Origin of the sequence: Alteromonas lipotrueae (assembly GCF_019249255.1) — a bacterium.
GTDB classification, from domain to species: domain Bacteria; phylum Pseudomonadota; class Gammaproteobacteria; order Enterobacterales; family Alteromonadaceae; genus Alteromonas; species Alteromonas lipotrueae.
The window spans coordinates 149,131-161,446 of sequence record NZ_JAESDJ010000005.1 but is presented as its reverse complement, the minus strand read 5'-3'; the positions used below and the strand labels follow the sequence as shown (position 1 = coordinate 161,446).

Below are 12,316 nucleotides of genomic sequence, written 5' to 3'. Positions count from 1 at the left end.
TTTTAGCAAGGATAACAAATTATGGCATTACCCCGCCCTATCAAATTGACTATCGCTAGCGTACTTGTCGTCTTAGCAGTGGGCACTGTAGTTTATTTAAATGAACCAGAATCTAACAGCGCCTTCCAAACCACAAACGACGCTTACATAGAAGCCGACTTCAGTTCGGTGGGAGCAAAGTTATCAGGTACGGTTAAAGCCGTTTTAGTCGAGGAACACCAGCAGGTCAAACAAGGTGACCTAATGGTTTTAATTGAAGATGATGACGTTAAGCTTGCCGTTGCCGCTAGCAAAGCGAAAGCCCATAGTGCTAATGCGAACCTCGCGAGTATTAAAGCGAAATTATCTCAACAACACACAAAGATTGAACAAGCAGAGGCAACGTATAAAGCGAGTAAAGCCGCGCTCGCCTTAGCAAAAGCGAATCAAACTCGTTTCAGCAACCTCGCCCAAGATGGTTCAGGTAGTAAGCAAGCACTACAACAAGCGGATGCTCAACTTACTATTGCTCAGGCTAACGTAGCGAAAAGTAAAGCAGAACTAACCTTTACACTGCAGCAAACCCAGGTACTTAAAGCAAGTTTGGATGCAGCCAGAGCTGCGCTTGAACTTGCCGAAGCAAACCTTGACACTCAAACGCTTAAACTGTCCTACACAAAGTTTTATGCCCCTATAGACGGTATCATTGGGAAGAAACTAGCGCGGGTTGGTGAGTACATAAATACAGGGGAACCTTTGATGGTAGTCGTCCCTAGTAATACTTTATATATCACGGCAAACTACCGAGAAACGCAATTGGCACATATTAAAGCGGGCCAAACCGTAAACGTTGAAGTCGATGCCTTACCGGGTATCACCCTGAAGGGTAAGGTAGCCAGCTTAGGACCAGCAAGTAATGTCAGTTATTCTGCAGTTGCCCCACACAATGCGACAGGAAATTTCACAAAGATTGTTCAGCGCCTCCCCATACGCATTGGTTTAGACGGGACACAAGAACATATTGAAGATTTACGGGTGGGCATGTCGGTAGTTACAACCATAGAAACTAGCGTTGGCAAATAACGCGAGTTTTACTATTTCATAGTCACTTTGCCGCCAATTATTTTATAAGCAGGAGCGCCCCGCACGAGAGCTTCTCGAGCAAAAGACTGCTCGCAGCCCGGGCATTGGCAAGGTGTGGTGGTATAGTTTTCAACAATACGCTCCTTAAAACACTTTACTAATGCTCCTTTACCACCTTTACGGTATTTAAAAATGGGGGTTTTACATTTCGCGCAGGCTATTTGCACTGTTCGAACTGGCCCCTTTTTGTTTGGTTTTGCCATATCTGCCCACTTTATGAATCAACTCGTTCCTGGCGATGCTAAATTTAAACATCTGTGGCAACAACAAGCATCCTTTCCACATACGCTAATTATTGATAATACACCAATCCATAAACCTATTGGGCACACGCTTAGCTTGTCATTAATGGAAGTTCCCGAAAACTTCACCTATTATGGTGTTAAGGCTCATATCTCCATAATAACACTCAGGTAATTATGTGAGGTATTCGGTTTTAGGTATTTATTCTGGGTATGTCGTAGTGGAAGTCTGCATCTTTGTTTATTTTTTAAAGGTAAAAGTAGGCACATTAACGTTCAGTATGGAGGATTTAACATTTTGCATAAGCTTTCACTGCTAATATACTGAACTTATACTATTCTAAGTTCGAAGAATTAATACGTAATTATCGCGCCTAGCAGGATACATGCTGGATTCGACGACACAGACGCAACGGCGCTATCGACTAACGCCTTACGATAGAGCAATCGCCCCCTGCAATAGCAGTATCTTTAGATTTAGTATTTTAAGGAATAATGAAAATGAAAGCGAAAGCGGTCCTATTACTTAGTTTAATGTGTGCACTTCCTGTAAGTGCAGCAAACGTAATTATCGTTAGTGCAAAAAATAGTTCGGGTATTGATGCCGAATCCGTCAAAAGAATCTATCTTGGCAAAATGAAAGCATTTCCTGACGGAAGCAAAGCACTTCCTTTAACATTTGAACAAGGTAATGACGTTCGTGGTGCCTTTAATACTGGCGTGCTAGGTAAATCAGAGAGCCAATACTCTGCGTTTTGGTCTAAATTAGTTTTTACTGGCCAAGGAACGCCCCCGGAAGAGGTATCTACACAAGAAGAAATGCTGCAACTTGTTGCTGATAATCCAAACACTATTGGCTTTGTGGATGAGAGTTTAGCGAATGACTCTGTCACCGTAGTCGGTAGCTTCTAACTAGATAAAATTTTGCAACAAGAGCGCTTTTAATCATATTGAAAGCGCTTTTTTCATTTGCCATTAAGTATCAAGTAAACCCTACGCCCCACAGCAAAATTCACCTATTCCTCTCGCGTTTACTACCCCCCTTTTCTCTTCGGGCTAGCGCAAGAGTCTCTTTGCGTTACTGAGCAGGAAATCATAATTTTTTGTGAATGCTTGTCTTTATCTTCTATCAATTCAAGAAGCAGTTGTGCAGCTTCTTTTCCTATAATGTAAGGCTCTTGCTTTACTACCGTAACAGGTACTTTAAAAAACGCTGTCATGGGAATATCATCAAAACCTCACAAAGAAACCTCGTCAGGAACACTACCCCTTCTTGGTTTTAAGTGCGCTAAAAGTTCGGTAGTAAGGGCAATATGACGGTGCTCGGTTTCGGTCGGAAAAGGAAAAAACAAGTTTCTGAATACGCCTAAAACGTTCTCGATAGGCTTTATCGAATCAATTGAGTATGAAAAAGTGTCAAAAGAAGTGGCTAATATATTGAACTGAGAGAGAGTGAGTAAATGAGCAAGAAATGGTTTAACACCATCTATAGCACATTCCGACGTTGTGCATAAGTATCGGGAGGCAGCTCAAGGTATTAATACAAGCGCTGGAATTAATCTACCTCACCGGAAAAGTGAGCTATTATAAATACATATCCCAAGGCCTTTAGTCACTAGAAAGAGCTCACAATTTCTAACTCTGCGTTAACCATAGATAAAGACGCTTTTAATCAAATACGTCGCCGTAGACTCATGCAAATTTGTGGAGTGTCTGCCCTCGGGCTAGTGGCTTCTCTTTCTGTGGCTCGAAACATTACCTTTTTCATTATTGCCGCCGGCCTTACCTGCCTAATTGCTGCGTTTGTATTCGCTTATAAACATAAAGTACTTGCCTCGGCTTCTACCCTGCTGGTGTCATTGTCTTCCATGTTGTTCGCGCTAGCGGCAACCGGTGCAGGGTTATTCGACCTAGCTATTTTGGGTTACCCCACCCTGATAATTTTCGCTGCTATTTTAGGCGGTGTAGGCTTGTTTTTAACGCTACTTTCTTTCGTTATTTTGCAATGTGTTCTGATTGTCGGGTTATCACTTCAAGGCGTTATTAGCCCCAATATCCCGTCGCTTAGCTGGGAGCATTTAATTTTTACATTAGTAATATTTATCGTCACGGGTTTTAGTGTTTACATTTTAGTTCGTGATATCAAAAATCTGATGACATCTCTGCAGCGAGAAAATATAAAAGTGGCCCAAAGTCGCATGCAAATTCAGCATTTAGCGCACCACGATAGCCTAACAAACTTACCTAACCGGCTTTATGGTGAAACCCTATTTAACTTATCGCTAAGCGAGTGTGAAGAAAATGGGCTGTCATTAGCAATTCTGTTTATTGATTTAGATAATTTCAAGCCTATTAACGATGCCTTAGGCCATGCAGCTGGCGATCAATTGCTTAAACTACTTACCCAACAGCTAACTGCAATCTTGTCGCCAAAACAATATCTCATCCGCTTCGGCGGTGACGAATTTCTGGTTATTGCCCCAATCACCCCTCAAACTAATGAATTGACGTCCCTCGCTAATTCTCTGATTGAGCAGTGCGCATCTGTTTTCGATATATTTCAAACCCAGGTAACGGTTTCAGCCTCTTTAGGTACAGCTAGCGCACCTAGAGATGGCACTGATTTTAAGCAGTTGTGCCGTAAAGCCGATATCGCCATGTACAAAGCGAAACAAGATGGCCGCAATACCTATCACCATTACAATGAGAGCTTAGACAAAGCCAGCGAAAACAAGTTTAAAATGCTACAGCTCTTGCGCCCCGCGCTGAGTGAACAGCAATTCGAACTGCACTACCAGCCCATTGTAGATTTAAAAAGTGGCAAAGTTGACACCTTAGAAGCACTATTACGCTGGCCTCAACCTGATGGCAGTATGATCCCACCGGACCTATTCATCCCCTTGGCAGAAGGTAGCGGCTTAATTAATGAACTAGGTAGCTGGGTAATACGTCAAGCCACCCTATTTTGTGCCAAATTGCGCCAGCAAGGTCATCATGACATACGCATGGCGGTGAATTTATCGGTGATGCAGTTTAAAGACGGCCAGCTTCAACGCACTATAGAAAGTGCATTGTATGAAGCAAGTTTACCTCCTGAAGCCTTAGAACTAGAGCTTACCGAATCCTTATTGATTGACGAAACCGAGCAAATACAAAAGCAGCTCGCGTCACTGAGTGAGCTTGGCATTACCATTGCCATTGATGACTTTGGAACTGGTTATTCTAACTTGGGTTATCTTCGAAATTTTAACGCATCCAAGCTTAAAGTAGATAGATCTTTTATTATCCCGTTATGTTTCTCTGAGCACGATGAGTCTCTGGTAGGCGCGATTATCAATATGGCAGCCAGTTTAGGCTTGAAGACGGTTGCGGAAGGGATTGAAGATGAAGAAACCTTGCAAAAGCTCCTGTCACTTGGCTGCGACATTGGGCAAGGTTATTTCTGGTCTACACCATTGCCTGAAAACGCGTTAATAGAATTTTTGTTAAACCGTAACACTTAACATGGCGGCTTTTTCCTGCACTGTGTTTTCAGCCTTTGTCTGAAAAACAACTTTCATTAATTAAGTAGCTGCTTGATCCAGTTAACTGATAAAGTCAGCACTTCTTCTTTTTTGCTCGTATCAGGCTCATAAACGTTGAATATATGATCGGCGCCACCTAGGTAATAGGCATCTTCACGAACCGCATTACTCGCCTCAAAAATGACTTTTTCATGGGCAGGTAAATAGTCGTTCGAGCCTCTTATCGCTAATAACTCCCCTTCAAAATCACCTAAGTTTCGAATAGGGTTGTAACCTAACATTCCCACTACGTGCTTGCGGGTCAGGGTCAAATCAACCCAGCTTTTTAACGTGCTCTGCCCCTCTTCTAACGCTTGTCGAACTTCTTTATAGTTCTGCGCATTCGTGACTATTTCATTTGGGTTTAGCGCTGTGGACCATAACACCATACCATCGAAAACTTTAGGGTGCGTACTGACCAACTCCATAGCTGTCGCGCCCCCTAAACTAAACCCTACCACTACCAGTCGTGTACTAGGGTATTGCGCTTGCAAGTAATCTAGCCCAGCCTGAGCATCTTCTACGCGGCTTTTAAAGGTACTCGACAACGTATAGTTACTTGCTTCACGCTCAGCTTCACCTCGAACATCAAATCTAACAGAGGCTATGCAATGCGTACTTAACTGATGAGCCAAATCTTTATATAAGTCGCCTACTTCGTCTTTTTGCCCTGCCCAACCGTGAATTAACAGCACTGCGCCTTTTACATTAACATTTGAATCGTTTTTAACGGTGCAGCCAGGCTTTTCCAGTACCCCATTGGCACCCGAGCTCAAGGTTACGTTTTGGCTTAAGGTTACGTTTTGGCTTAAGGTTGCAATATTGCTTTCGCCTTGGCTACTTATATCGACATCAGCGTATACAGCGGTCGCTGTACTTAATAGTAATAGGCTTAATAACCATTCACTCAATCGCACCGAATTAGTTAGCACTGTATTTAATGCCCCAGCTCCAAGGCGCAAACTTACATTAAGCCTTCTTCTTACATGGTGTGATTTAACGCTTTTATGTCGAACCATTATTATCCTTATTGCTGTGACTTATTCTATGGCTTGGCTTTGGTGTCTAGTTCTGGTGCTTACCGCTATTGTTCAACTTTTTTACTTAGCCGATTTGCCTAGCGCTATTGATTATTCTCAAAGCCTGTTAATACAAATTTTTGTACTCGTCGGCCTGTACTGACTTCCGAGGTGTACAGATTACCCTTGCTGTCAGCTACCACACTATGTAACCAAGTAAACTGACCAGGGTAGCGGCCAGGACGACCAAAACTTCCCAACACTTGATAGTTTTCGTGTAATAAAATCCAAATGCGACCATTCATCATATCGGCCACGTACATGTATTTATTGTCTGGCGAAAATGCGATGTCAGAAGCTGTACCTAAGCCGCCGGTTTCGCCAGCCACTATCACGTCTTGCACGAAATTAACCGTGCCACTCTCATCAGCTTTGAATACTTGAATCCGATTATTCCGTCTATCGCACACATATATTCTGCCGTCAGTTGCTAGGGTTACACAATGCACAATGTCGCCAAAATTTTGCGCTTGTGTGCTGGTAGCACCGGCATTGGCGGTAGCTTGAGAAACATCGAACGCGCCTTCTCGCGTACCGCCGCCGGGTGCAGTGCCGTACGCACCCCATAGTTGGTCAAACTCGTTGGCATCTGTGTTAAACGCCGCCACGCGTTTATTAATATACCCGTCGGCAATAAAAACTTTGTTAGTCAGGGTGTTATGAAAAATGTCGGCAGGATTACCTAACATTGATTTACTTAAGTTGCCGTCGGTTTTCCCGCGAGTGCCAAACTGGCGTATAAATTCCCCATTTTCAGTGAAGTTAAGCACCACATGATCGCCATCGCCATTGCCGCCTAACCACACCGTGCTTTCTTCATCCACATAAAGTCCATGGACTGTTGCTGGCCACTGGTTTTCGCCGTTTATTGAAGGTGATATTTCAGGCCCGCCCCACGCTTTCAGTAAGTCGCCTTGCGCAGAGAATTGTAAGACGTGAGGGGCAGCTTCACAGCACAGTCCCATCTTGTTGGAAAGCCCTACATCAAGCTTACTCAGTGAATTTGGTCGATGTAGTATCCACACGTTATCGTTTTTATCTACAGACAACCCCGGCACCTGACCAATAATCAATGTTTTCGGCATTGTAGGCCAACTTGCATCTGCACTAAATTGAGGGACTGGTTGGGTAACATCTGCTTCAGGGTAGCGTTCAACGTCAACCAAACTGGGGGATAGTGGTTCCTGACGAACTTCACCATCAGTGGAAGCCTGACCGTTGGCATTAGCGGCACTCACCGAGAAAGAGAAGACAACGCAGCAAATGCACAAGCCAGCTATCTGCATATAAGATTTAGCGGATGATAAAGAGGTACAAAGCATTGCATTAACCCTTAAATGTATTGAACAAGCAATATTGAATTCGGTGAAATTGATGCGCTTTGGCAAAAAGCGATTTGTTTACGCGCTTAAATAATAAGCCAGCTGATGATTAAACACACTAACAAGAAAGTAATGTTCGTTGAAATGTCGTTAATTTCCGGCCAGTAATAGCAATTTTTTTGCGGCATTCCACTGTGCTGGCGTATTCACATTGGTTAACCGCGAATTTTTTTTAGGTGTTACTTCAATTGCACCAAAATTTGTACACATTGTATTGACCGAACGCTGCGGCACTTTTCCTTTAACAACATCTTCCAGGTACTGACGAATCTCTATGGTTAATGGCAAAAATAAGGGTAGATAATGATGGGAATAATAGACGGGACGTTTTGCGCTAGTTCCTCTGTTGATAAGCGCTTCTAAATCTTCTTTTCGTAACAGTGGCAAATCAACGGGCGTGATAATCAATGCGTCAGCGTTGCTCTGAATAGCGACAGAGTATATCCCCCCCAGAGGCCCAATATCTGCCACAACATCATTGACCACTTTATAGTTCTGAGCGCAGTCATCAGCCTCATTAGTCAGATAATTAGCAGTGATCGCTTCATTGCGGCTAATCAATAAATACTCAATAGGTAATGAGGAAACTAAGTCTGCCGTGTAAGTAAGCATATCGCGCTCGTCACGTTTCAAAAGTGCTTTATCCTCCCCCATTCGGCTTGACATCCCACCTGCTAGCACTACACCATCGATGACCATACCAACTTCCTTTCCTAATACTACCCTTAACAAAATCTCAACTCACTTTACCACGCTATTAGCATGGAGATAGTCATAAATTTCAGTCAACTGATGATAATTGAGGCAGTATTTAGTTAGCGGTTTACGCCAGTTAATATGGTTATCTATTAAGCACATTTACATTGATTAAGCGCAATGACAGCGCCTAATTGCTTGCAGTATTTCAACCAGTGCTATTTTTGATTGGCTATGGCTTCAAACCGCGCATCTATTTGGCGGCGCTCGCCGGACTGTTCAATAAACGCTAATGCTGCATTAAATTTATCGATGTGCGCTTGCGCATTTTCAAGCTCTTTAGAGACAATGTAATAAAGCGGAATAGTGGCTACAGGAATATCGATAATATTCACACTATCTAACACTTCAAATAGCGCTGAATTGTAATCGCCTTGCAGATAACCGTTAGTAAAGCCTACTTCGCCCCAGCCTTTCGATACTTGAACAATACACCCTCCTGCATCGGCCGCTCGTTGAACAGAAAGTTTATAAGCTTTGATAAACGCCGACTGTTCGCTACTTAAGCTATGACCATAGGGCAAACACAGGCGAGCCCCTGTAACGTCAGCTAATGTATTCACTTTCATTTCTTTCGAGGTGTAAATACGTACGGGAATTGAATTAATTTTTTTAGAGTAAATAAACGACTTAGCCCGCTCGTCGGTATAAACATAGGGAAATGTACCTTGGTACTTGCCTTCAAGCGCCCATTTGTAACCGCGCTGCCACGGTAAATAATCGATATAAATGGGGGTATTCATACGCTTGAAAATAGCTTTCACTAAGGAAACAGACCAGCCACCGTCTTGCGCCTTCTTATCAACATAAGGGAAATAGCTCGAACCTGTGGTTAACAGTGTATCGCCATCTTTCGGCATAGGTAGCTGGCTTTTTTCAGCCACACTAACGTAAGATGAAAATCCCAGACACAGCAAGATAAGCTTAACCACAACGTACTTCTTCATGTACAACTTCCAGCCGTTTTGATAATTTCATCGCTATTAAATGTTAAACAACGTTTATGTGTCTTTTAAAATTAACTATAAAGAAAAAATAGCGAGATAAAAATACAAATCGGATAATGCCACACAAAGCAGACCTGTGTTTTAGTCCACTGCAGCGGCACTCAATAATGATCACCGCACGAAACCAATTAAGACTCACCTGTTGATTTATCACCCCAAATCTCTTCTAAGCGCTGATCGCGGCCGCAGTTCCAGCGATATAATTTGTAGCGCACTGGGCTTTTTTTATAAAAATCCTGATGACCTATCTCGTCACCTTTAATGGGATAAAACGTCGATGAATCTAAAATAGGCGTAACCACTGTTTGATTTGGAAATTGCGCCTTTACCGCATTTTTAGTGTCTTGTGCGATGGCACGTTCTTCTTCACTAGCCACAAACACGGCACTTAAATAACTAGGGCCTTTATCACAAAATTGCCCTCTTGCATCGAAGGGGTCGATATTCACCCAGTAATGGTCGAGTATCTCTCGATAAGACACCTTGCTTTCATCATAGGTTATCTTCACCGCTTCATAATGCCCCTTATGGCTGCCGTTATAGGTAGGATTGGGCGCGGTTCCTCCGGTAAAACCCGAGACCACATCGGTTACCCCCTCTAATTTTTCAAAATCAGATTCCATGCACCAGAAACACCCACCAGCCAGAACAGTCTCGTCAGCATTGGCAATTGGGGCAGCGATAAACGTGCTTAATAATAATGCGGGCAAAATAGATTTCATTATTAACCTTAAAATTAACTATCGAAGACAAAATATACGGCTCACTAATACAGAACGGATTAAGCCTTAGAAACTTTCATTTTCAGTGACATTATAATTGCACGTAAAATTTTCATGTATCCCTGTAACCATAACGTGATGACACCACATTTAACTTACGACACTCGTGGCGTTTACTATCAGCATTATAACGCTATCGCCTGCATGGCTTAGGTTTGCAGAAAATTAGTGACAACGGCAGAGCACTTGCATCGTTACGTTTTTAAAATTCAAACTGTATAACCAGTTTGGTCAAAAACGTAAGGAAATAGCAAATGAGCATAGTTAAATCAGGCAGTGCGGCATACAAACCTTTAGGCAAACAAGGCAAAGGCAGTATTTCGACCGAAACAGGCACATTATCTAATCAACCCTACGGATTTAATACACGATTTGAAGATGGCAAAGGCACCAACCCCGAAGAACTCATAGGGGCGGCACATGCTAGCTGCTTCACCATGGCCTTATCTTTTGCATTATCAAGCGCAGGCTATGATGACGGAGAACTAAACACTACGGCTAAAATTAGTTTAGACAAGACAGACGATGGTTATGAGATTAGTCAGTCAGCGTTGAGCCTAGAAGCGAGCGTTGAGGGTATTACCGAAGACGAATTTGCTAAAATTGCTCAGGAAGCAAAAGATAACTGCCCAGTTTCGCAGCTTTTAGATACGAAAATCACCCTTGAGTACACGCTTAACCAGTAACAGTTTTCGTCATGTTATTAATTAATAGCTACTGAGTTTAACTCTTGGCTTAGGTCTTTTGACCAGGTTCTTGAATTAGCGACTAGGTTAGGTTATTGAACTAAGGTTTAAGGCTAGCTCTTGAACAAGGCGATTGTAAAAAATTAGTGGATAAGTCAGCAGGCTAACAGAGGCCTGCTGCTTCTTTTATTCAATACCATCTTATCAACTACTTCTTTATCCGCTGCTTCACTCGGCCGCTAACGCCAGCATCTGTAAATCTTGGGTTAAACTGGTTTCCGCACGTTCTACTACTCGCCCTATTTCTTCACCATCGCGCATTAATATGAAGGTAGGCGTATAGTTAAGCCCGTGCTTTTCTGCCACTCCCTCTGGGTCGCTCTTTTTTCTATCAACGGCGAATAAAGTAAATTGAGGTACATCTAACCCGCTAGCATCTAGTGTTTTTAATAGTCGGGGCACTTCCCTTTCACTGTCATGGCACCATGCGCCAAATAGTATGATTAGCGTATCGTCTTCTAAAGCAGATACTGCTTTAATCTCAGCGTCGCTAGGTTGGTACGACTTATATTCGTCCATAAAGGCTGGATACTGTGCTAGCAATGCTTCACCGCTAATTTCACCCACAACATCTGAAATGTCATCTGCACTCGTAGCATTGGTTGAGACTATTACTATTAATACAGTTAACATTGACTTTAGCACAGTAGACACAAACTTATCTGTAAACACCTTACATCTCCTTAAAAAGCGTATTACCGTATTCAATAGTGCATTGAGGTAAAACGCAAGTTCGCTATTCCCCCTTTTTCAGGTTTGAACGGCTTTGATAGTTGTGAGGAACTTAAACACAAAAAAAGCGGCATTCCTGCCGCTTTGGTTACTAATATTGCTCTTAGAGGCTATCTATTTACCGATTACGCCGCAAGCCACTCGCTCGCCGCCACCGCCAAGTTTGGCTGGGGAATCAGAGTAGTTATCGCCACCGGCATGAATCATAATGGCGCGCCCTTCGATGTCTTCAAGCTCCAATTCTGGTGCGAACACAGGTTGAGTCGCATTACCACTTTCATCAACGTACAAGGTTGGCAAATCACCTTCATGACCTTCTTCAGACCAAGGTACACTGTGACTACCCGTATTTTCAGGGTCGAAATGCCCGCCTGCAGCACCACCTAGCACCTTTTTGCCATCTTTCATCGCCGCAGAGCAGTCGCCATTTTCATGTATATGAAAGCCGTGAATACCTCGGGTTAGCCCTGATAATTTTGGCGTAAATACCACACCGTCATCGTCGTAACTACTTACCATCACGCTGCCGATAGCTTCGCCTGTTTTCAGATTATTCATCATAATCTTTTTCCCTTCATCCTCATGATGGCCTGCGAAACTATTTGCGCTTAAGGCTAGTGAGATTGCACCCACCATAGCGGTTAACGTAAGCTTTTTCATCGCGTTCTCCTTCTCTGCTTAAAATTCGTATTAATGAAACCCGTACCCGTACCCGTGCAATTGTTAGGCGAGCTTGCATTACAACTTACTTTTAAGAGCAGCATAATTTGCACCATAAGTGGTTAATTCGCTATAACCACATGAAAAGCAAACATTAATAGGATCTCGATAATTTAAGCGTTACCGTTGCCTTTGAATAGGTGTAACGATTTAACTGGTGATGTGTAATCTTTACGCAGACAAGC

General features: G+C 42.9%; 13 protein-coding genes. 4 read left to right on the top strand and 9 right to left on the bottom strand.

The window, feature by feature from the left end; genetic code table 11:
- Positions 1–21 precede the first annotated feature (21 nt).
- Positions 22–1,062, top strand: a complete 1,041-nt coding sequence (locus KYS23_RS09215) for an HlyD family secretion protein (protein WP_218418443.1) — start codon at positions 22–24, stop codon at positions 1,060–1,062.
- Positions 1,063–1,073: 11 nt separating this feature from the next.
- Here the strand turns inward: KYS23_RS09215 and KYS23_RS20690 are convergent, their stop codons facing one another.
- Positions 1,074–1,325, bottom strand: a complete 252-nt coding sequence (locus KYS23_RS20690) for a hypothetical protein (RefSeq protein ID WP_159531693.1) — start codon at positions 1,323–1,325, stop codon at positions 1,074–1,076.
- A 573-nt stretch (positions 1,326–1,898) separates the two neighbouring features.
- Between KYS23_RS20690 and KYS23_RS09210 the strand changes: the two genes are divergently transcribed.
- Positions 1,899–2,276 carry a type 2 periplasmic-binding domain-containing protein gene (locus tag KYS23_RS09210; protein WP_159534591.1) on the top strand — a complete coding sequence of 126 codons (378 nt, stop codon included), beginning with the start codon at positions 1,899–1,901 and terminating at the stop codon, positions 2,274–2,276.
- Positions 2,277–2,398: 122 nt separating this feature from the next.
- Here the strand turns inward: KYS23_RS09210 and KYS23_RS09205 are convergent, their stop codons facing one another.
- On the bottom strand, positions 2,399–2,590 hold the full coding sequence (locus KYS23_RS09205; RefSeq protein ID WP_338081873.1) for a substrate-binding domain-containing protein: 192 nt from the start codon (positions 2,588–2,590) through the stop codon (positions 2,399–2,401).
- A gap of 468 nt (positions 2,591–3,058) precedes the next feature.
- On the opposite strand from KYS23_RS09205, the gene KYS23_RS09200 reads away from it, so the two are divergent.
- Entirely contained in the window at positions 3,059–4,867 is a 1,809-nt protein-coding gene (locus tag KYS23_RS09200; RefSeq protein ID WP_220100281.1) for a putative bifunctional diguanylate cyclase/phosphodiesterase, read from the top strand.
- Between the two features lie 56 nt (positions 4,868–4,923).
- Here the strand turns inward: KYS23_RS09200 and KYS23_RS09195 are convergent, their stop codons facing one another.
- The 5 genes from KYS23_RS09195 to msrA form a co-directional block, all read right to left on the bottom strand.
- Complete coding sequence (locus KYS23_RS09195; RefSeq protein WP_159531695.1) at positions 4,924–5,946, bottom strand: alpha/beta hydrolase; 1,023 nt, start codon at positions 5,944–5,946, stop codon at positions 4,924–4,926.
- Between the two features lie 104 nt (positions 5,947–6,050).
- Positions 6,051–7,328, bottom strand: coding sequence for a beta-propeller fold lactonase family protein (locus KYS23_RS09190; RefSeq protein ID WP_159531697.1), 1,278 nt, complete (start codon positions 7,326–7,328; stop codon positions 6,051–6,053).
- A gap of 150 nt (positions 7,329–7,478) precedes the next feature.
- Positions 7,479–8,087 carry a molybdenum cofactor guanylyltransferase gene (mobA, locus tag KYS23_RS09185; RefSeq protein WP_159531699.1) on the bottom strand — a complete coding sequence of 203 codons (609 nt, stop codon included), beginning with the start codon at positions 8,085–8,087 and terminating at the stop codon, positions 7,479–7,481.
- Between the two features lie 215 nt (positions 8,088–8,302).
- Positions 8,303–9,091: a substrate-binding periplasmic protein gene (locus tag KYS23_RS09180; protein ID WP_159531701.1), complete on the bottom strand. Its 789-nt coding sequence runs from the start codon at positions 9,089–9,091 to the stop codon at positions 8,303–8,305.
- Between the two features lie 188 nt (positions 9,092–9,279).
- On the bottom strand, positions 9,280–9,873 hold the full coding sequence (msrA, locus tag KYS23_RS09175) for a peptide-methionine (S)-S-oxide reductase MsrA (RefSeq protein WP_159531703.1): 594 nt from the start codon (positions 9,871–9,873) through the stop codon (positions 9,280–9,282).
- 314 nt (positions 9,874–10,187) lie between these two features.
- Here msrA and KYS23_RS09170 point away from each other — a divergent pair, with 314 nt between their 5' ends.
- Positions 10,188–10,619 (top strand): OsmC family protein, encoded by a 432-nt coding sequence (locus KYS23_RS09170; RefSeq protein WP_159531705.1) that lies wholly within the window; start codon positions 10,188–10,190, stop codon positions 10,617–10,619.
- 228 nt (positions 10,620–10,847) lie between these two features.
- Here the strand turns inward: KYS23_RS09170 and KYS23_RS09165 are convergent, their stop codons facing one another.
- Positions 10,848–11,351, bottom strand: coding sequence for a thioredoxin family protein (locus KYS23_RS09165; protein ID WP_218418442.1), 504 nt, complete (start codon positions 11,349–11,351; stop codon positions 10,848–10,850).
- A 174-nt stretch (positions 11,352–11,525) separates the two neighbouring features.
- Positions 11,526–12,071 (bottom strand): superoxide dismutase family protein, encoded by a 546-nt coding sequence (locus tag KYS23_RS09160; protein WP_159531709.1) that lies wholly within the window; start codon positions 12,069–12,071, stop codon positions 11,526–11,528.
- Between the last annotated feature and the right edge of the window lie 245 nt (positions 12,072–12,316).